Source organism: Microbacterium sp. Z6_144 (genome assembly GCF_057197625.1).
Genome location: NZ_JBXVPT010000001.1, coordinates 1,817,377 through 1,837,839, shown reverse-complemented (window position 1 = coordinate 1,837,839; position 20,463 = coordinate 1,817,377). Strand labels below are relative to the sequence as shown.

Here is a 20,463-nt window from a genome sequence, read left to right as displayed (position 1 = left end):
TCAGGGCAGGAGCGCTTCCCGCAGCGTATCCAGGCCCACTCCCCCGAGGTCCAGCGCCTGCTTGTGGAACACCTTGATGTCGAAGGCGTCGCCCTGTGCCTCGGCGTACCCGTCGCGGATCTGCTCCCAGATGCGCTGACCGACCTTGTACGCGGGCGCCTGGCCCGGCCACCCGAGGTAGCGGTTGACCTCGAAGCGGACGAACTCCTCGGGCATGTTGACGTTGCGCAGCATGAACTCCAACGCGTACGCGTGATCCCACGTGCCCTCGCCGTCCAGGCGCGGCTTCTCCAGGTGCACGCCGATGTCGAGCACCACCCGGGCGGCACGCATCCGCTGGCCGTCCAGCATGCCGAGCCGGTCGGCCGGGTCATCGAGGAACCCGATCGACTGCATCAGGCGCTCGGCGTACAGCGCCCAGCCCTCGGCGTGCCCCGACGTCCCCGCCAGAAGGCGCCGCCACGAGTTCAGCTGCGCGCGGTTGTAGACCGCCTGGGCGACCTGGAGGTGGTGCCCGGGGACGCCCTCGTGGTACACGGTGGTCAGCTCGCGCCAGGTGTCGAAGTCGTCGACGCCCTCCGGCACCGACCACCACATGCGCCCGGGGCGCGAGAAGTCGTCGGTGGGGCCGGTGTAGTAGATCCCGCCTTCCCGCGTGGGCGCGATCATGCACTCCAGCCGGCGGATGGGGTCGGGGATGTCGAAGTGCGTCGCTCCCAGCTGCTCGATCGCGCGGTCGCTGGTGGTCTGCATCCACTCCTGCAGTGCATCGGTGCCGTGGAGACGGCGCGCGGGGTCGGCCTCGAGGTGCGCGACGGCCTCTTCCACGCTCGCACCGGGGAGGATCTCGTTCGCGATGGACTCCTGCTCGGCGACCATGCGCGCGAGCTCCTCGACGCCCCACTCGTACGTCTCATCCAGGTCGATCGTCGCGCCGAGGAAGCGGCGGGAGTGCAGTGCGTACAGCTCGCGCCCGACGGCGTCCCTGTCGCCGGCTGCCGGGCCGAGCTCGCTCGTGAGGAAGGATCCCAGCTGGCCGTACGCGACCCGTGCGGCGTTGGCGTGGTCGGCGAGCTCGCGCGCGAGGGATGCGGGAAGCTGGCCCTGCGCCGGTGCGGCGTCGGCGGCGAACTGGGCGAAGAACCCGCTGTCGGCGGTGTAGCGGCCGATCTGCGTCGCCACTTCGCGCACCTGCCGGCGGGCGGGGACGATGCCCTGGGCGATCCCCTCCCGGAGGGTCGCGGTGTATCCCTCGAGGGCGGCGGGCAGAGCCTTCAGGCGCGTGGAGATGACCGCCCAGTCGTCCGCCGTCGCGGTGGGCATCAGGTCGAACACCATGCGGATGTCCTGGGCGGGCGAGGCGATGACGTTGAGGTCGCGCAGGTGCCAGCGCGCGTCGTACAGGTCCAGGCTGAGGCGCAGTTCCCGCGCGAGGTCGGCCTTCGTCACCTCGTCGATCTCGTCGGCCGGTTCGGCCGCCTCGAGGGCACTGAGCGTGTCGCGCACGGCCGAGGCCATCCGATCGTGCCCGGCCGGCGAATAGTCCCCGAACCGGTCGTTGTACTCGGAGCGGCCGATGTAGGTGGCGGCGGTCGGCTCGAGTTCGGCGAGGGTGTCCACCCACGCATCGGCGATCTGGTCGATCGACGTAGGAGTGCGGGATACGTTCGTCATACGTCGAGCCTACGGACGCCCCCGCCGCGCGACCAAGCCCGCGGCGCAGGCGGCGTCAGTGGCCCGCGACGGACCAGTCGGGACCGCGGCCGATCTGCACGTCCAGCGGCACCGTCAGCTCGGCCGCGTCGCCCATCCGGGTGCGGACGATCCGCTCCGCAGCATCCCACTCCCCCGGTGCGACCTCGAGCACGAGCTCGTCGTGGATCTGCAGCAGCACGCGCGAACGCAGGTCGGCGGCGGCCAGGTCGTGGTGGATGTGGAAGAGCGCGATCTTCATGATGTCGGCCGCGCTTCCCTGGATGGGGGCGTTCAGGGCCGCGCGCTCGGCATTCTCGCGCAGCACGCGGTTGGGGCTGACCAGGTCGGGGAACGGGCGCCGCCGTCCGAAGATCGTCTCGGTGTACCCGTCGACGCGCGCCTTCTCCACCGATGTGCGCAGATAGTCGCGCACCGCCCCGAACCGGGCGAAGTACTCCATCATGAGTTCGCGGGCCTCGGTCTGCTCGATGCGCAGCTGCTTGGACAGGCCGAATGCCGAGAGCCCGTAGACGAGGCCGTACGACATCGCCTTCACCTTCGTCCGCATCGCGGGGGTGACCTCTTCCGGGGCGACGCCGAACACGCGGGCACCCACGAAGCGGTGCAGGTCTTCCCCGGAGTTGAAGGCCTCGATGAGGCCGGGGTCACCGGACAGGTGCGCCATGATGCGCATCTCGATCTGCGAGTAGTCCGCCGTCAGGAGCGTCTCGTACCCCTCACCGACTTCGAAGGCGGCACGGATGCGGGTGCTCTCCTCGTTGCGGATCGGGATGTTCTGCAGGTTCGGGTCGGTGCTGGAGAGCCGCCCGGTCTGGCTGCCGGTCTGCAGGTAGGTGGTGTGGATGCGGCCGGTGTCGTCGATCGCGACGTCCAGCGACTCGATGATCTGCCGGAGCTTGGTGGCCTCGCGGTGCTGGAGGAGAAGCGCGAGGAACGGATGCGGGTGGGTCTCCTGCAGATCGGCGAGGGCTGCCGCATCCGTGGAGTACCCCGACTTGGTCTTGCGGGTCTTCGGAAGCTCCAGCTCGTCGAAGAGGACCTCCTGGAGCTGCTTGGGTGAGCCGAGGTTCACCTCGCGGCCGATCGCGGCGTACGCCTCCTGCGCGAGGCCTTCGGCCCGGGCGGCCAGTTCGCCGGAGAACGTCGAGAGCTTGTCATGCGAGACCGCCACGCCGGCCAGCTCCATCGCCGCGAGCGCCGTCAGGGTGGGCAGCTCGATGTCGGTGAGCACGGTGGCGACCGGTGCGGGCAGCTCGGCTCGGAGCGCGTCGGCGACCCGCAGCAGGAACCAGGAGATCTGTCCGGGGGTGGCCCCTTCGGTCTCGGGGACGAGCTGGGTGGGGTCGGCCTCGGGCAGCTTCTCACCGAGGTAGCGCGCGACGAGGTCGGCGAGCGTCTTGTCGGGGAAGCTGGGGCGAAGGAGCCAGCCGGCGAGGATGACGTCCAGCGCGAGGCCGCCGACCTCGATCCCGTCGCGCAGCAGCGCCTTCACCTGCGGCTTGGCGTCGGCGAAGGTCTTCGGCCGGTCCGATGCGAACCAGTTCGCGAGGGCGTCGCGAACCCCCGGCGTCCAGTCTGCTTCGACCGCGCCGGATGCGGTGGCCAGCCCGACGCGCGTCGGGACCCCGCCGGCGAGGACGAGCGTGACGCCCACCTCGCCGTCGGCGGATTCGGCGAACGCGGCCAGGGCGGCAGGATCGGATTCGGCGGCGGCCGGCGCCTCGGCGACGGGGATGCTGGCGTCCGAACCGGTCGCGTCGGCGCCCGCGGCTTCGAACACGCGCGGGAGGAGCGTCCGGAATTCCAGGCGGGCGAAGATGTCGCGGACCGCCTGAGCGTCGATGGGACGTACGACCAGGTCGGCGGGCGTGACCGGCAGCTCGACGTCTCGCAGCAGCCGGTTCAGCGTGCGGTTGCGGCGCACGTCGTCCAGGTGCTCCCGCAGGTTGTTGCCGACGACCCCGGTGACCTTGTCGGCGTTGTCGAGGAGGGCCTCGAGCGACCCGTACTGGGTCAGCCACTTCACCGCGGTCTTCTCGCCGACCTTGGGCACACCGGGGAGGTTGTCGCTCGTCTCCCCCACGAGGGCGGCGATCTCGGGGTACTGCGCCGGCGGCAGCCCGTACTTCTCCACGACGGCGGCCGGGTCGTAGCGCTTCAGCTGAGACACGCCCTGCACGTTGGGGTACAGGAGCGTCACGTCGTCGGTGACCAGCTGGATGGTGTCGCGGTCGCCCGAGCACACCAGCACGTGGAAGCCCTCGGCTGCGCCCTGGGTGGCGAGGGTGGCGAGGATATCGTCGGCTTCGATGCCTTCCTTCTGCAGCACCGGGATGCTCATGGCGGCCAGGCAGTCCTGAAGGATGGGGATCTGCCCCTTGAACTCGCTCGGCGTCTCGGACCGGTTCGCCTTGTACTCGGGGTACTGATCGGTGCGGAACGAGTGCCGGGCCATGTCGAACGCGACGGCGATGTGCGTGGGCTTCTCGGCCTTGATCAGGTTCACCAGCATCGACAGGAAGCCGTAGATGCCGTTGGTGTGCTGCCCGTCCTTCGTGGAGAAGTTGTCGACGGGCAGCGCGAAGAACGCCCGGTAGGCGAGCGAATGGCCGTCGACGACGAGAAGGGTAGGCTTTGCGGAGTCCGTCACCTGTTCAGCCTAACGACGGGAGCGGACATCATTTCCCGCTCGAGACGAAGGCGACGATGACGACCACTCCCCCCCACGCCGCATCCGGAGTCGACTGGGCGATCCAGCGGGGCATGGGCGCGCTGGCGGAGAAAATGGGCATCCAGTGGGTCGAGTTCTCCGTCGACCGCGCCGTGGCGACGATGCCCGTCGAGGGCAACACGCAGCCGGTGGGGCTCCTCCACGGCGGCGCCTATGTCGTGCTGGGTGAGTCGCTCGGGTCGATGGCGGCGAACCTCTACGCGGGACCGGGCCGCCTCGCCGTGGGCGTGGACATCAACGCCACGCATACGCGGTCGGCCACCTCCGGGGTGGTGACGGGCGTGTGCACGCCGATCCACCTCGGACGGTCGCTCACCGTGCACGAGATCGTCGTCACCGACGAGCAGGGCCGGCGATGCTCGACCGTGCGCATCACCAACCACCTCAAGGATGCGCCGGGCGCGTGACGCCCCGCAGCCGGTCGCCGCGGGCGCCGGTCAGGACTTCTTCGGGGCCAGCTGCTCGATGATGGCCTTGGCGACGTCCTGCATGGTCAGGCGGCGGTCCATCGACGCCTTCTGGATCCAGCGGAACGCCTCCGGCTCGGTGAGACCCATCTTCTCGTTGAGGAGGCCCTTCGCGCGGTCGACGAGCTTACGCGTCTCGAAGCGCTCGACCATGTCGGCGACCTCGGCTTCGAGCGTGATGATCTGCTCGTGACGGGCCAGCGCGATCTCGATCGCGGGAAGCAGGTCGTTGGGCGTGAAGGGCTTGACGACATACGCCAGCGCCCCGGCCTCGCTCGCTCGCTCGACGAGCTCCTTCTGGCTGAACGCGGTGAGGAGCACGACGGGTGCGATGTGGTTCTTGCTCAGTCGCTCGGCGGCGCTGATTCCGTCCAGCTGCGGCATCTTCACGTCCATGATCACGAGGTCCGGGCGCAGCTCGGTGGCCAGCTGCACGGCGGTCTCGCCGTCACCTGCCTCGCCGACCACGTCGTACCCGTTATCGCGGAGGATCTCCACGATATCGAGGCGGATCAGCGACTCGTCCTCGGCCACGACGACGCGGCGAGGGGCGGATGCGGCGGGGGGTTCTTGCTCGGTCACGTGTCCATCCTAGAACTGGGGGGTCAGGTTCCCGCCGACTCGGGGGAAAGAGTTCGTGCCGGTGGTGGGATTCGAACCCACACGCCCTTGCGGACAGAGCATTTTGAGTGCCCCGCGTCTGCCATTCCGCCACACCGGCCTGCACGTCCGATCGACCCTAGCGCACGCGCCCGAACGCCTCCTCAACCGCGACGCGCTCGCGCGCGGGACGTCAGAGGTCGGCCTGGTAGATGGGAGCGGCGCCGTGCACGGCGTCGCCCACGAGGTGCACGCGCAGGTCGTTGGTCGAGCCGGCGATCCCGGGAGGGGATCCGGAGATCACGACCACCTTGTCGCCGACCTTGGCCAGGTCGCGTCCGAGGAGGTAGTCGTCGACCTGGATGAACATGCGGTCGGTGTGCGACACGTGCTCCACGAGGGTCGCGCGTACGCCCCACGTGAGAGCGAGACGCCGGCGGATGCCGGGCTCGGGGGTGAAGGCGAGCATCGGGATCATCGAGCGCAGGCGCGCCAGGCGCCGTGCCGAATCGCCGGACTCGGTGAACACGCACAGGAACTTCGCTCCGACGAAGTCGGCGACCTCGACCGCGGCCAGGGTGATCGCCCCGCCCTGCGTGCGCGGCTTGTTCGTCAACGGCAGGATGCGCTCGAGCCCGTGCTCCTCGGTGGAGGCGACGATCCGCGCCATGGTCTCCACGACGGTCACCGGGTATTCGCCGACACTCGTCTCGCCGGACAGCATGACCGCGTCCGCGCCGTCCAGCACGGCGTTGGCGACGTCACTGGTCTCGGCACGCGTGGGGACGGGGCTGGAGATCATCGACTCGAGCATCTGCGTCGCGACGATGACGGGCTTGGCCATCCGGCGCGCCAGCTCCACGGCGCGCTTCTGCACGATGGGAACCGCCTCCAGGGGGAGCTCGACGCCGAGGTCGCCGCGGGCGACCATGATCCCGTCGAAGGCGTCGATGATGCTCTCGAGGTTGTCGACGGCCTGCGGCTTCTCGATCTTGGCGATGATCGGGACGTGGCGTCCCTCCTCCCCCATGATGTCGCGCGCCCGGTCGGCGTCCGCGGCGGAGCGGACGAAGGACAGCGCGATGAGGTCGGCCCCGATCCGCAGACCCCAGCGGAGGTCCGCCTCGTCCTTCGCGCTGAGCGCGGGAACGTTCACGGCGACGCCGGGAAGGTTGATGCCCTTGTTGTTGGACACGGGGCCGCCCACGACCACCTCGGTCGTGACCGTGGTGTCGTCCGCGGCGATGACGCGCACCCGCACCTTGCCGTCGTCGATGAGGAGGAAGTCGCCGGCCTTCACGTCCTGGGGCAGGCCCTTGAACGTCGTGGAGACGAGATCCTTCGTGCCGATCACGTCGTCGACCGTGATCCGGAAGATGTCGCCCGGCGCCAGATCGTACGGGCCGTTCTCGAAGCGACCCAGCCGGATCTTCGGCCCCTGCAGGTCCACCAGGATGGCGACGGGCTTGCCCGCGTCATCCGCCGCCTTCCGCACGTTGGCGAAGTTCGCCTCGTGGACGGAGTAGTCGCCGTGGCTGAGGTTCAGGCGGGCCACGTCCACCCCGGCGTCGATGATGGCGCGAACCATCTCGTACGACGAGGTCGCGGGGCCCAAGGTGGCGACGATCTTGGCGCGTCTCACTGTGTGTGATCTCCAGGAGGAAGAAGGGGAGGGTGGCCGGGCGGCCTCGGCAAGCCTACGCGGGCTGCAAGCCGATCGCGACATCGACCGGGCGCACCGGAGACGGCAGCGCGGTGGTGCCCATCAGGAAGCGATCGACCTCCGCGGCAGCGGCGCGACCCTCGGCGATCGCCCACACGATGAGCGACTGGCCACGGCCCGCGTCGCCCGCCACGAACACGCCCGGAGCGGTCGTCGCATAGGTGTCGTCGCGCTCGACGATGCCGCGCCCGGTGAACTGCGCGCCCAGCTGCTCTTCCAGCAGCGTGCGCTCGGGGCCGGTGAAGCCCAGGGCGATGAGCACGAGGTCCGCCGGGATCTCGCGCTCGGTTCCGCTCTTGGGCACGCGTCGTCCGTCGAGGAACTCGGTCTCGGCGACCCGCAGCGCCCGCACTTCGCCGGCGCCGTCGCTGAGGAACTCCACCGTCGAGGCGAGGTAGGTGCGCTCGCCACCCTCCTCGTGCGCCGTGGACATCTCGAACAGGGTGGGGGTCATCGGCCACGGCTGGTGCGAGGGACGCACCTCGGGCGGCTGCTGGCCGATCGCGAGGTTGGTGACGCTGAGCGCGCCCTGTCGGTGTGCGGTGCCGATGCAGTCGGCGCCGGTGTCACCGCCGCCGAGGACGATGACGTGCTTGCCGTGCGCGCTGATCTGGGAGGGCACCTGGTCGCCGGCGACGGCCTTGTTCGACTCCACGAGGTACTCCATCGCGAAGTGCACTCCCGCGAAGTCCCGTCCCGGGATGGGCAGGTCGCGCGGCACGGTGGCGCCGATGGCGACGACGACCGCGTCGTAGCGGTTGCGGAGGTCTGCCCAGGAGATGTCCACGCCGATCTCGACGCCGGCGCGGAATCGCGTGCCCTCGTCGCGCATCTGCCGCAGTCGGGCCTCGAGGTGGCGCTTCTCCATCTTGAAATCGGGGATGCCGTAGCGCAGAAGTCCGCCGATGCGGTCCTCGCGCTCGTACACCGCCACGGTGTGCCCGGCGCGCGTCAGCTGCTGGGCGGCGGCGAGGCCGGCCGGTCCCGATCCGACCACCGCGACGGTCTTGCCCGTCAGGCGCTGGGGAGGCTCGGGCTCGACCCAGCCGTGGGAGAAGGCCTCGTCGATGATCGAGACCTCGACCTGCTTGATCGTGACCGCGGGCTGGTTGATGCCCAGCACGCACGAGCTCTCGCACGGGGCGGGGCACAGGCGCCCGGTGAACTCGGGGAAGTTGTTCGTGGCATGCAGGCGCTCGATGGCTGCGCGACCCTCGCCGCGCCACATGAGGTCGTTCCACTCGGGGATGAGGTTCCCGAGGGGGCAGCCCTTGTGACAGAACGGGATGCCGCAGTCCATACAGCGGCCCGCCTGGCGCCGGACCATCGCGGGGTCCGCGGCCTCGTAGACCTCTTTGTAGTCCATGATGCGCACGGGCACGGGTCGCCGTGGTGGCAGTTCGCGCTGCGTGGTCTTGAGAAAACCCTTCGGGTCAGCCACCGGTCACCTCCATGATGCGGTTCCAGACGACGTCGCCGTCCGGGTCGAGTCCCTCGTCCAGCGCTGCCCGACGCGTTTCCAGCACCGCGGCGTAATCCCGCGGCACGACGCGGACGAAGTTCTCCGACTCGACGTCGAATTCCTCCAGCAGCCGCTGCGCGAGAGCGGATCCGGTTTCGGCGACGTGCTCGGCGAGCAGGTCGCGGAGGATCTCCGCATCCCCCGATCCGAGGGGTCCGAGGACCAGTTCGCCGGAGGCGAGCGCCTCGCGGTTGACCAGCGCGCGGTCGAGCTTGTACACGTAGGCGGTTCCGCCGGACATCCCGGCGCCGAAGTTGCGTCCGGTCGCACCCAGGATCACCGCGAGACCACCGGTCATGTACTCCAGAGCGTGGTCGCCGACACCTTCGACGACGGCGGTCGCCCCGGAGTTGCGGACGAAGAACCGCTCCCCCACGGCGCCGCTGAGGAACATCGAGCCCTGAGTGGCGCCGTAGCCGATCACGTTCCCGGCGATCACGTTCTCGGATGCGGCGAAGGTCGACGCCCGCGGGGGCCGGATGACGATCTTGCCGCCGGAGAGCCCCTTACCGACATAGTCGTTGGAGTCGCCCTCCAGACGCAGCGTGATGCCGGCGGGCATGAACGCCCCGAAGGACTGCCCGGCCGAACCGGTCAGCGACACGTCGATCGACCCGGCGGTCAGCCCGTTCTCGCCGTGCGCACGGGTGACGCGGTGCCCGAGCATCGTGCCCACGGCGCGCGCGGTGTTGCGGATGGGCATCTCGATCGACACCGTCCCCCCGTGCGCGATGACGTCCTGCGCGCGCTCGATGAGGGCGACGTCGAAGTGCTCGTCCAGTTCGTGCTTCTGGGGGCGCAGCGAGCGTCGCGGCTCGTCGTCGGCGAACCGAGGACCCTCCAGGATCGGGCTGAGATCCAGCCCGCCGGCCTTCCAGTGCTCGATCGCCCCGTCGATGTCGAGGAGTTCGGCGTGGCCGATCGCCTCCTCCAGCGAGCGGAACCCGAGGGCGGCGAGGTACTCGCGCACCTCCGTGGCGATGAACTCCATGAAGTTCACGACGAACTCCGGCTTGCCGGTGAACCGGGCGCGCAGGACGGGGTTCTGCGTCGCCACTCCCACCGGGCAGGTGTCGAGGTGGCACACGCGCATCATGACGCAGCCGGAGACCACCAGCGGTGCGGTCGCGAAGCCGAACTCCTCCGCGCCCAGGAGCGCGCCGATGATGACGTCGCGGCCGGTCTTGAGCTGTCCGTCGACCTGCACGACGACACGATCGCGCATGCCGTTGAGCATGAGCGTCTGCTGCGTCTCGGCCAGGCCCAGTTCCCACGGGGTGCCGGCGTGCTTGAGCGAGTTGAGCGGGCTGGCACCGGTTCCGCCGTCGTGACCGGAGACGAGGATGACGTCCGACAGCGCCTTGGCGACGCCGGCGGCGACGGCGCCGATGCCCGACTGGCTCACGAGCTTGGTGTGGATGCGAGCGCTGGGGTTGGCGCGCTTGAGGTCGAAGATCAGCTGCTTGAGGTCTTCGATCGAGTAGATGTCGTGGTGCGGCGGGGGCGAGATGAGGCCGACGCCGGCCGTCGCGTGGCGTGTGCGGGCGACCCACGGGTACACCTTCGCCGGCGGCAGCTGGCCGCCTTCGCCGGGCTTGGCGCCCTGGGCCAGCTTGATCTGGATGTCGTCGGCCTGCGTGAGGTACAGGCTCGTGACCCCGAACCGGCCCGAGGCGACCTGCTTGATCGCGCTGCGGCGCTCCGGGTCCAGGAGCCGGTCGACGTCCTCGCCGCCCTCGCCCGTGTTGGACTTCCCGCCGATCCGGTTCATCGCGATGGCGAGCGTCTCGTGCGCCTCCTTCGAGATCGAGCCGTAGCTCATCGCCCCGGTGGAGAAGCGCTTCACGATCGACGAGATCGGCTCGACCTCGTCGATCGGCACGGCGGGGCGCGCGTCGGTGCGGAGGTGGAACAGCCCGCGGAGGGTCTTCAACTCGTGCGCCTGGTCATCGACCAGCCGCGTGTACTCGCGGAAGATGTCGTACCGGCGCTCCCGCGTCGCGTGCTGCAGCCGGAAGACCGTGTCGGGGTTGAACAGGTGCGGGGAGCCGTCGCGGCGCCACTGGTACTCGCCGCCGGTCCACAGCCGCTCGTGCGCGCGCACCGCCTCATCCTCGGGATAGGCGAAGTCGTGGCGGGCCTGGTTCTCCGCGGCGACCTGCTGGATGCCGATGCCGCCGAGCTTGGTCTCGGTGCCGGTGAAGTACTTCTCGACGAACTCCTCCGACAGCCCGACGGCCTCGAAGACCTGCGCTCCGGCGTAGGACGACACCGTCGAGATTCCCATCTTCGACATGATCTTCAGCACGCCCTTGCCCAGGGCGTAGATGAGGTTCTTGACGGCCTTCTCGGGGGAGATCCCGGTGATGAAGCCCGCGCGCACGAGGTATTCCACGGTCTCCATGGCGAGGTAGGGGTTCACCGCGGATGCGCCGTACCCCAGCAGCGTCGCGACGTGGTGGACTTCGCGTACATCACCGGCCTCGACCACGATGCCCACCTTCAAGCGGTTCTGCCGCCGGATGAGGTGGTGGTGCACCGCGGAGAGGAGCAGAAGCGACGGAATCGGGACCTGGTCCTTGTTCGAGTCGCGGTCGCTCAGGATGATGAATTCCGCGCCGTCCGCGATCGCCTCGTCGGCCTCGGCGCAGATGGCGTCGAGACGCTTTTCGAGCGCGCGGCGTCCCTGATCGAAGTGATAAAGACCCCTGATCGTGACGGAGCGCCGCCCGGGAAGCGCCTTGTCGATGTTCTGGAGCTTCGCGAGCTCGTCGTTGTCGATGACCGGGAAGTCCAGGGTGACGACGCGCGTGTGATCGGGGCCCCAGTCCAGCAGGTTGCGCTCAGGGCCGAGACCGAGGCTGAGCGAGGTCACGACCTCTTCACGGATCGAGTCCAGCGGCGGGTTCGTCACCTGCGCGAATTGCTGCACGAAGTAGTCGAACAGCAGGCGGGGTCGCTCGCTCAGGACGGCGACAGGCGTGTCGCTTCCCATGGCGCCCAGAGGTTCGGCGCCGGTCTGGCCCATGGGGGTGAGAAGGATCCGCACCTCCTCCTCGGTGTAGCCGAACGTGCGCTGGCGGCGCGTGATCGAGGCGATCGGGTGCACGATGTGCTCGCGCTCGGGCAGCTCGCTCAGCTGCACGCGCCCCGCATCCAGCCACTCCTGCCACGGCTGCATCCCGGCGAGGTCGGCCTTGATCTCTTCGTCCTCGATGATCCGCTGCTGCGCGGTGTCGACGAGGAACATCCGTCCGGGGCGCAGGCGCCCCCGCCGCTTGATGCGGGCCGGCTCGAAATCGAGCACCCCCGTCTCGCTGCCGATCACGATGAGACCGTCGGTCGTCTCGGTCCAGCGGCCCGGGCGCAGGCCGTTGCGGTCGAGCGTGGCGCCGACGAGCGTGCCGTCGGTGAAGATGAGGGCGGCGGGGCCGTCCCACGGCTCCATCTGCATCGAGTGGTATTCGTAGAACGCCCGCAGCTGCCCGTCCATGTCGGGCTGCTTCTCGTACGCCTCCGGGACCATCATCATCATCGCGTGCGGGAGACTCCGCCCGGTGAGGGTGAGGAGCTCGAGGACCTCGTCGAAGGAGGCAGAGTCACTGGCCCCTGTCGTGCAGATCGGCAGCAGCGGCGAGATGTCGCCCAGCAGCTCGGACTCGAGCTGCGACTGGCGGGCGCGCATCCAGTTGCGGTTTCCGTTGACGGTGTTGATCTCGCCGTTGTGTGCGAGCATGCGCAGAGGCTGCGCGAGCGGCCACGACGGGAACGTGTTCGTGGAGTACCGCGAGTGCACCACGGCGAGCTCCGACGCGAACCGCTCGTCCTGCAGATCGGGGTAGAACGGCTCGAGCTGGAGCGTGGTGACCATGCCCTTGTAGCCGAGCGTGCGGCTGGACAGCGACACGAAGTACGCGTTCAGCTCATGTCCCGCGCGCTTGCGGAGACGGAACACCCGGCGATCCAGGGCGATCCCCGACAGCGCCGGGGCGTCGCCGACGGCGGGGCGGGAGACGAACAGCTGCTCGAACGCGGGCCGCGCCTGGAAGGCGAGCTTGCCGAGGTGATCGGCGTCGACGGGGACCTCGCGCCAGCCGAGGATGACGAGGTTCTCGCTCTGGGCGAGCTGCTCGATCCCGGCCTTCTGCGCGGCGCGCTCTTGCGCATCCAGCGGCAGGAAGGCCATGCCGGCGGCATACTCCCCCACCGGCGGCAGGTCGAAGTCGACGACCTCGCGCAGGAAGGCGTCGGGCATCTGCGTCAGGATGCCGGCGCCGTCGCCGGTTCCCGCGTCGGAGCCGATCGCGCCGCGGTGCTCGAGGTTGCGCAGCGCCGTCAGAGCGAGGTCGATGATGTCGTGACCCGGCTCACCGCGCAGGGTCGCGACCATCGCCAGGCCGCAGGCGTCCTTCTCGAACGCCGGGTTGTACATGCCCTGCCGGGGAGGCAGAGCTCCTCCGACGGTGCCGGAACGGGGGCTCGAAGCCATACCAACCGTCCTCACGTTGATGCTCAAGATGGGACGACGTCGGCCCAGGTGTTTCCTAACTCGTGGCGGTGGTGCTTGTGGCAGTGCCGACGCGGGTCTCCGTCGCGGGCGGCTCGCTCACGTCGACGAAGTCGTTGGGGTCGGTCGATTGTACAGCCGCTTTGCCCTGAGCTTGCCGACCGGGCACGTACGGCGACGGTTCGAGGCCGGGATGACGGCGCCGCTGGACGAAGAAGATCACCAGCCCCAGGATCACGCCGGCGATCGCTGCCCACACGTTGGTGCGGAGGCCGAAGTAGATCTCGCTGGGGTCGATCCGGATCGACTCCCACACGATGCGCCCCGCGCTGTACCAGATGAGGTAGACCGCGAACAGGCGTCCCCACTGCAGGCGGAACCGTCGCCCTGCCCACAGGAGCACGGCGACTCCCAGAAGGTTCCAGATCACCTCGTACAGGAAGGTGGGGTGGAACAGGGTGCCGGGCTCGAGCCCGGCGGGGAACGCGGCGTTGTCGCTGTCGATCTCCAGCCCCCACGGTAGGTCGGTGGGAACGCCGAACAGTTCCTGGTTGAACCAGTTGCCGAACCGACCCAGGGCCTGCGCGAGGAGCAGTCCCGGCGCGATCGCGTCGGCGAGGGTCCAGAATCGGATCCCCGTCCAGCGGCATCCGAGCCACGCGCCGACGGCGCCGCCGATGAGCGCACCGTAGATCGCGATGCCGCCCTCCCAGATGCGGAAGACGGCCCAGATGTCGGCGCCCTCCCCGAAGTAGAACCCGGGGTGGGTGAGCACGTGGTAGATCCGCGCGCCGATGATCGCGAGCGGCACGGCCAGCAGCGCGATGTCGATGACGATCCACGGCTCGGCCCCGCGGCGGGTCAGGCGCGCGTTGGTGAGCAGGGTCGCCGCGATGATTCCGGCGATGATGCACAGGGCGTAGAAGTGGATGCGCACCGGGCCCAGATCGATGAAGCTGATCTCGGGGCTCGGGATGCTGCCGAGCACGCCACTGAGGGCGCTCGAGGAGGCGAACGTCATGCGACCGAGTCTAAGCGTGCCGCGGGAAGGTCCGCGTCAGCGGGCGGTGCCGGCCGAGAGGGCGCGGGCCGTCTCGGCCAGGCCGTCCAGGCCGTTGTCGCGCAGGGCGCGGACCAGGGCGGTGCCGACGATGGCCCCGTCGGCGTAGTCGAGGACGGCGCTCACCTGGTCGGGAGTGGAGATGCCGATGCCCACGCACGCGCGCTCGGCGCCGTGCGCGCGCAACCGTCCGACGAGCGTACGGGCGGCAGCATCCAGCTGTGCACGCTCGCCGGTGATGCCCATGGTCGAGACGGTGTAGACGAAGCCGGTGGATGCGGCGGCGATCATCTCCAGGCGCTCGTCGCTCGAGGTGGGCGCAGCCAGGAACACGCGGTCCAGGCCCGTTCGCCTGCTCGCGGCGATCCAGTCCTCCGCCGATTCGGGGGTGATGTCGGGCGTGATGAGCCCCGCGCCGCCGGCGGCGAGGAGGTCGTCGGCGTACCGGTCCACGCCGTACTGCAGCACGGGGTTCCAGTACGTCATCACCAGCACGGGCACATCCACGCGGCTCGTGATCTCCGCGATCGCGGGGAAGAGATCGGGCAGGCGGAAACCACCGGCCAGCGCCGCCTGCGTGGCCTCCTGGATGATCGCACCGTCCATGACGGGGTCGCTGTAGGGCGGGCCGATCTCCAGCACGTCCGCGCCGTTCTCCGCCAGGGTCACCGCCGCTTCGATGCCGGTGCGCAGGTCGGGGAACCCGGCGGGAAGATACCCCACGAAGGCCCCGCGCCCCTCGGCGTGGGCGGCATCGATGGCCGCAGCCACGCGCGAGGTCACAGCTCCACGCCCTCTCCGCTGGCGGCGTCGTCGGCCGGCGGTACGTTCACGATCTCGGCCTGCTGCGCGTCGTACAGCTCGAAATAGCGCGCGGCGGTGTCCATGTCCTTGTCGCCGCGTCCGGAGAGGCAGACGGCGATCACGGCGTCGGGGCCCAGCTCCCGGCCGATCCGCAACGCCCCGGCGAGGGCGTGTGCAGACTCGATCGCGGGGATGATGCCCTCGGTCTCCGACAGCAGCCTCAGCGCCTGCATGGCCTCATCGTCCGTGGCCGGGATGTACTCGGCGCGGCCGATCGATGACAGCCACGCGTGCTCCGGTCCCACGCCGGGGTAATCGAGTCCCGCCGAGATCGAGTGCGACTCCGTCGTCTGGCCGTCCTCGTCCTGCAGCACGAACGTGCGGGCGCCGTGCAGAACGCCCGGGCGGCCCCGTTCGATGGATGCCGCGTGGCGGGGGGTGTCCACCCCGTCCCCGGCGGCCTCCACGCCGTAGAGGCGCACGTCGGCGTCGTCGAGGAAAGCATCGAACATGCCGATCGCGTTGGATCCGCCCCCCACGCACGCGAAGACGGCGTCGGGGAGCCGCCCGGCCTCGTCCAGGAGCTGCGCGCGCGCTTCCTCGCCGATGACCTTCTGGAAATCGCGCACCATGGCGGGGAACGGGTGGGGGCCGGCGGCGGTGCCGAAGATGTAGTTGGTGGTCTCGACGCTCGCGACCCAGTCGCGGTAGGCGTCGTTGATGGCGTCCTTGAGGGTGCGTGAGCCCGTGCGGACGGGGATGACCTCGGCACCGAGGAGGCGCATGCGCGCGACATTCAACGCCTGGCGCTCGGTGTCGACCTCGCCCATGTAGATCGTGCACGCGAAGCCGAACAGCGCCGCGGCCGTCGCCGTGGCGACCCCGTGCTGCCCCGCGCCGGTTTCGGCGATCACGCGCGTCTTCCCGAGCCGCCGGGTCAGCAGAGCCTGGCCGAGCACGTTGTTGATCTTGTGCGAGCCGGTGTGGTTGAGGTCCTCCCGCTTGAGGAAGACGCGTGCGCCGCCGGCGTGCGCGGCGAAGCGCGGCACCTCGGTGATGGGAGACGGGCGGCCGGCGTAGCTGCGCAGCAGGTGATCGAGCTCGTCGTGGAAGGCGGGGTCGGCCATGGCCGACTCGTACTCCGCCGTGAGTTCGTCGATCGCCGCGATGAGGGATTCCGGCATGAAACGCCCGCCGAAATCGCCGAAGAACGGACCGGATTCTGCACGAAGGCTCACATCGTCCCCCTGGGGCCGGCGGACGGGTGGTTCGAGGCGGCGGCGAGGAATCCGCGGAGCGTCGCCACGGGGTCGCCGGTGACCAGCGCCTCCCCCACGAGCACCGCGTCGGCGCCGGCCGCGCGGTAGTGTGCGACGTCCGCGGGGCTCAGCACGGCGGACTCGGCGACCTTGACCGCGTCGGCGGGGAGGGAGTCCGCGAGCCGCCCGAACAGGTCGCGGTCCAGCTCGAAGGTCGACAGGTCACGGGCGTTGACGCCGACGAGGCGCGCGCCGAGGTCGGAGGCCCGCGCGACCTCGACGGCGGAGTGCGTTTCCACGAGCGGAGTCATGCCCAGGTCGAGGACGAGGGCGTGGAGCTCTGCCAGTACGCGCTGCTCGAGAGCGGCGACGATGAGCAGGACGAGGTCGGCGCCGGCGGCCCGCGCCTCGAGCACCTGGTACGGGGTGGCGATGAAGTCCTTGCGCAGTACCGGGAGGGAGACGGCATCCTTGACCGCCTCGAGGTCGGCGAGGCTTCCCTTGAAGCGACGCCCCTCGGTCAGCACGGAGATCACTGACGCGCCGCCCTCCTCGTAGAGCGAGGCCTGGCGGGCAGGATCGGGGATCTCGGCGAGGTCACCGCGCGAGGGGCTCGCCCGCTTCACTTCGGCGATGATCTTGACCCGGTCGGCCGGGGCCAGGGCGGTGAGCGCGTCGCGCGCGGGCACCTGGCTGAGGGCGGTCCGTTCGACCTGCGCCAGCGGCCGGCTCAGCGCGCGTTCCGCGGCGTCTTCCACCGCGCCGGCCGTGAGGTCGGCCAGCAAGTTCCGGCTCGGCGCTCGCTCGGAACCCGTGCTCAATGTTCTTTCGCGACGGTTTTCGCGCCGCCCACGCCATATCCGGCGCGGGACATGCCCCAGCCCACGAGCAGACCGACCACCAGCAGACCGGCGGAGGCCCACACCAGCCACTGGGCGTCGAAGAAGAACGCGGTGGTTCCGATCGTGACGGCGACGAGCATGATCGTCACGGCCGTCCACGCGGCCGGCGAGTGTCCGTGGCCGGGGTCGCCGATGTTGCTGCTCATGGGTCTCCTTCGGGGCGGGCACGACGTGTCGTGTGCGGTGTCCAGTCTATCGGTGACCCCGTCGGCTCCGAATCACCGCCGCGGCCCCGTCACCGCGTCGGCCCCGTCAGCGCGTCGGCCCCGTCAGCGTGTCGGGTCGTCGCCTCGCGAGAGGTCGTCCCAGGAGTCGACCGCGTCGGCCGGGCGCGATCCCGCCGCATCCGGCGCCGTCCGGTACCGGCGGTCCGCTCCCCCGCGCCATCGACGGGCGGTGACGAGGACGAAGGCACTGACGAGGGCAAGCAACACCTCGGCGACGAGCGTGACCCACGGCCACGGGGTCGACCCGATGTTGTCGACCAGCCCCGAGACGGCGTCCACCCCGGCGATCCCGGTGGCCGCCGTGACGGTGGAGGCCACCGCCGATACCGGAGGAGCGAACGCGAGGGGGGCGGTGAACCACGCCAGGACGACGGCGAGGCACAGGCCCAGGGCGCCGAAGATCACGCGCACCACCGTGCCCACGATCGACAGGGCCGCGCCGAGGGCGAGCACCGCGAGGCTGAGCGGAGTCAGCACGGGCAGGGCGGCCGTCCCCGGCACCAGGAGAGGTGCGCTCGCGCCGTCCGAGAGCACCACGGCGAACCAGGTCTGGGTGCCCGAGATCACGCCGATCGCGCCGGCGGCCAGGGTCGTGACGACAGCGAGCAGGCGTGCGCGGCGGATCATCGCGTGGCGTCGGTCACGGGGTCGAGGTCGTCCGCGTCGAAGCAGGTGCGCGTTCCCGTGTGACAGGCCGGGCCTACCTGCTCGACCCGGATGAGCAGGGCGTCGCCGTCGCAGTCCAGGCGGGCTCCGCGAACGAGCTGGATGTTGCCGGAGGTGTCGCCCTTGCGCCAGTACTCCTGTCGCGAGCGCGACCAGAAGGTGACCCGACCGCTGGTGAGGGTGCGGCGCAGGGCTTCGGCATCCATCCAGCCGAGCATCAGCACCTCACCGGTGTCGTGCTCCTGGATGATCGCGGGCGCGAGCCCCTCGGGGGTGAACGCCACCCGCGCGATCCGCTCCTCGACGCTCTCGCTCATGCGCGCACCTCGATCCCGTCGGCCCGGAGGGCCGCCTTGACGTCGCCGACGGAGAGCATGCCGGAGTGGAACACCGAGGCCGCCAGGACGGCGTCGGCTCCCGCGCGGATCGCGGGGGCGAAGTGCTCGACGGCACCGGCACCGCCAGAGGCGATGACGGGGACGCGGGCGACCTCGCGCATGAGGGAGACCAGCTCCAGGTCGAACCCCTCTTTCGTCCCGTCGGCGTCGATGGAGTTCACCAGCAGCTCCCCCGCTCCCCGTTCGATCGCTTCCGCGGCCCAGGCCAGAGCATCCAGCGTCGTCTCGGTCCGGCCGCCGTGGGTGGTCACGACGAATCCGGATTCCGTCGCCGGGGAGCGCTTGACGTCCAGCGACAGCACGAGCACCTGGGCGCCGAACCGGTCGGCGATCTCGTTCAGGAGGGCCGGACGCGCGATCGCGGCGGAGTTCACCCCGATCTTGTCGGCTCCCACCGCGAGCAGCCGCGCGACGTCGTCGACCGTGCGCACGCCCCCGCCGACGGTGAGCGGAATGAACACCTCTTCGGCCGTCCGCCGCACGACGTCGTAGGTGGTGGCCCGCTGGTCGACCGTGGCGGTCACGTCGAGGAAGGTGATCTCGTCGGCGCCCTGGTCGAAGTACAGCCGCGCGAGCTCGACCGGGTCGCCCATGTCGCGGAGGTTCTCGAAGTTCACTCCCTTGACCACGCGCCCGCCGGCGACGTCGAGGCACGGGATGACACGGCGTGCGAGAGACATCGTCACCACCCCTTCGTCACAGGCGTGCCGCGTGGATCTCGGTCACCAGGATGGCGCGCGCACCGATCGCGTACAGCGCGTCCATCACCTGGTTGACGCCGCGGCGCGGGCTCATGACTCGCACCGCCACCCACTCGGGGTCGCGCAGCGGCGAGATCGTGGGCGACTCGATGCCCGGCGCCACCGCCACCGCGTCATCGACCAGACGCGCAGGCAGGTCGTAGTCGATGAGCACGTAGCGGCGGGCCACGAGCACACCGCGCAGGCGCCGGAGAAGGGTATCGGTGCCGTCCACATCGTGCGGCCCGGCGATGAGCACCGCCTCGGACTGCAGCAGCGCCGGCCCGAAGACCTCCAGGCCCGCTTGGCGCAGCGTCGTGCCCGTCGAGACCACGTCGGCGACGGCATCGGCCACGCCCAGCTGCACGGCGGATTCGACGGCACCGTCCAGCGGCACCAGATCCACGGCGATCCCGCGCTCATCGAGGAAGGCGTCGACGAGGCCCGGGTAGGCCGTGGCCACGCGGACGCCTTCGAGGTCGGTGAGTTCGGTGAAGCGCCCGGCCGGCGCGGCGAAGCGGAACGTCGAGTCGGCGAAACCCAGTGCCTCGATCTCACGGGCGCCGGGCATGCGGGCATCCAGCAGCAGGTCGCGGCCGGTGATGCCGACATCCAGCGCGCCCGAGCCGACGTAGGTGGCGATGTCGCGGGGGCGCAGGTAGAAGAACTCGACCTCGTTGGCGGGGTCGATCACGTGGAGGTCCTTGGGGTCTCGCCGGCCGGTGTATCCGGCCTCGGAGAGCATCTCGGAGGCGGTCTCGGCGAGCGAGCCCTTGTTCGGCACGGCGATGCGCAGCATGGCGGGGCTTTCGTGTGGGGCGGCGAACGGGCGGGTGGGTCGCTCAGAGATGTCGGTAGACGTCCTCGAGGCTGAGCCCCTTCGCGAGCATGAGCACCTGCAGGTGGTACAGCAGCTGGGAGATCTCCTCGGCGGTCGCGGCGTCGGACTCGTACTCCGCAGCCATCCACACCTCGGCGGCCTCTTCCACGACCTTCTTGCCGATGGTGTGGATTCCGGCGTCCAACTGCGCGACAGTGCCTGAGCCGGCAGGGCGCTCGATCGCCTTCGCACTCAGCTCGGCGAACAGGGCGTCGAACGTCTTCACTCAGCCAGGGTATCGAACCTCGGGCGGCCGCCGGG

The 20,463-nt window shown here is 70.1% G+C and carries 17 protein-coding genes and 1 tRNA gene; 1 reads left to right on the top strand and 17 read right to left on the bottom strand.

All coding sequences use genetic code 11. The features are described from left to right. Together AC2DGY_RS08960 and polA are read right to left on the bottom strand one after the other, a co-directional pair. A complete protein-coding gene (locus AC2DGY_RS08960; protein WP_484509340.1) occupies positions 1-1,674 on the bottom strand; it encodes a DUF885 domain-containing protein in 1,674 nt (557 codons plus the stop codon). A 55-nt stretch (positions 1,675-1,729) separates the two neighbouring features. Further along, positions 1,730-4,366 (bottom strand): DNA polymerase I, encoded by a 2,637-nt coding sequence (gene polA, locus AC2DGY_RS08955; RefSeq protein WP_484509339.1) that lies wholly within the window; start codon positions 4,364-4,366, stop codon positions 1,730-1,732. Between the two features lie 56 nt (positions 4,367-4,422). Between polA and AC2DGY_RS08950 the strand changes: the two genes are divergently transcribed. Further along, complete coding sequence (locus AC2DGY_RS08950) at positions 4,423-4,854, top strand: hotdog fold thioesterase (RefSeq protein WP_484509338.1); 432 nt, start codon at positions 4,423-4,425, stop codon at positions 4,852-4,854. A 30-nt stretch (positions 4,855-4,884) separates the two neighbouring features. Here AC2DGY_RS08950 and AC2DGY_RS08945 read toward each other — a convergent pair whose 3' ends face one another. The 15 genes from AC2DGY_RS08945 to AC2DGY_RS08875 form a co-directional block, all read right to left on the bottom strand. Beyond that, positions 4,885-5,496 carry an ANTAR domain-containing response regulator gene (locus AC2DGY_RS08945; protein WP_484509337.1) on the bottom strand — a complete coding sequence of 204 codons (612 nt, stop codon included), beginning with the start codon at positions 5,494-5,496 and terminating at the stop codon, positions 4,885-4,887. 56 nt (positions 5,497-5,552) lie between these two features. Beyond that, a tRNA-Leu gene (locus AC2DGY_RS08940) sits at positions 5,553-5,635 on the bottom strand. A gap of 72 nt (positions 5,636-5,707) precedes the next feature. After that, positions 5,708-7,156, bottom strand: coding sequence for a pyruvate kinase (pyk, locus tag AC2DGY_RS08935; protein WP_484509336.1), 1,449 nt, complete (start codon positions 7,154-7,156; stop codon positions 5,708-5,710). Between the two features lie 55 nt (positions 7,157-7,211). Next, positions 7,212-8,678, bottom strand: coding sequence for a glutamate synthase subunit beta (locus AC2DGY_RS08930; RefSeq protein ID WP_484509335.1), 1,467 nt, complete (start codon positions 8,676-8,678; stop codon positions 7,212-7,214). Further along, positions 8,671-13,248, bottom strand: coding sequence for a glutamate synthase large subunit (gene gltB / locus AC2DGY_RS08925; protein WP_484509334.1), 4,578 nt, complete (start codon positions 13,246-13,248; stop codon positions 8,671-8,673). Before gltB ends, AC2DGY_RS08930 begins: the two co-directional genes overlap by 8 nt. A 55-nt stretch (positions 13,249-13,303) precedes the next feature. Beyond that, entirely contained in the window at positions 13,304-14,287 is a 984-nt protein-coding gene (gene lgt / locus AC2DGY_RS08920; RefSeq protein WP_484509333.1) for a prolipoprotein diacylglyceryl transferase, read from the bottom strand. A gap of 36 nt (positions 14,288-14,323) precedes the next feature. Further along, complete coding sequence (trpA, locus tag AC2DGY_RS08915; protein ID WP_484509332.1) at positions 14,324-15,109, bottom strand: tryptophan synthase subunit alpha; 786 nt, start codon at positions 15,107-15,109, stop codon at positions 14,324-14,326. Beyond that, positions 15,106-16,368, bottom strand: a complete 1,263-nt coding sequence (gene trpB / locus AC2DGY_RS08910; RefSeq protein ID WP_484509331.1) for a tryptophan synthase subunit beta — start codon at positions 16,366-16,368, stop codon at positions 15,106-15,108. The genes trpA and trpB overlap by 4 nt, the downstream gene beginning before the upstream one ends. Next, a complete protein-coding gene (gene trpC / locus AC2DGY_RS08905) occupies positions 16,365-17,174 on the bottom strand; it encodes an indole-3-glycerol phosphate synthase TrpC (RefSeq protein ID WP_484509994.1) in 810 nt (269 codons plus the stop codon). The genes trpB and trpC overlap by 4 nt, the downstream gene beginning before the upstream one ends. Before the next feature lie 32 nt (positions 17,175-17,206). Further along, on the bottom strand, positions 17,207-17,437 hold the full coding sequence (locus AC2DGY_RS08900) for a DUF6704 family protein (protein ID WP_484509330.1): 231 nt from the start codon (positions 17,435-17,437) through the stop codon (positions 17,207-17,209). Between the two features lie 123 nt (positions 17,438-17,560). Beyond that, on the bottom strand, positions 17,561-18,145 hold the full coding sequence (locus AC2DGY_RS08895) for a Trp biosynthesis-associated membrane protein (protein ID WP_484509329.1): 585 nt from the start codon (positions 18,143-18,145) through the stop codon (positions 17,561-17,563). Next, positions 18,142-18,501, bottom strand: coding sequence for a phosphoribosyl-AMP cyclohydrolase (gene hisI / locus AC2DGY_RS08890; protein WP_484509328.1), 360 nt, complete (start codon positions 18,499-18,501; stop codon positions 18,142-18,144). The genes AC2DGY_RS08895 and hisI overlap by 4 nt, the downstream gene beginning before the upstream one ends. Further along, positions 18,498-19,262 (bottom strand): imidazole glycerol phosphate synthase subunit HisF, encoded by a 765-nt coding sequence (gene hisF / locus AC2DGY_RS08885; RefSeq protein ID WP_484509327.1) that lies wholly within the window; start codon positions 19,260-19,262, stop codon positions 18,498-18,500. Before hisF ends, hisI begins: the two co-directional genes overlap by 4 nt. A gap of 16 nt (positions 19,263-19,278) precedes the next feature. After that, the gene (hisG, locus tag AC2DGY_RS08880; RefSeq protein ID WP_484509326.1) at positions 19,279-20,121 is read right to left on the bottom strand and encodes an ATP phosphoribosyltransferase; all 843 of its coding nucleotides are present in this window, start codon (positions 20,119-20,121) and stop codon (positions 19,279-19,281) included. Between the two features lie 43 nt (positions 20,122-20,164). Further along, positions 20,165-20,428 (bottom strand): phosphoribosyl-ATP diphosphatase, encoded by a 264-nt coding sequence (locus AC2DGY_RS08875; protein WP_484509325.1) that lies wholly within the window; start codon positions 20,426-20,428, stop codon positions 20,165-20,167. Positions 20,429-20,463: the final 35 nt, after the last annotated feature.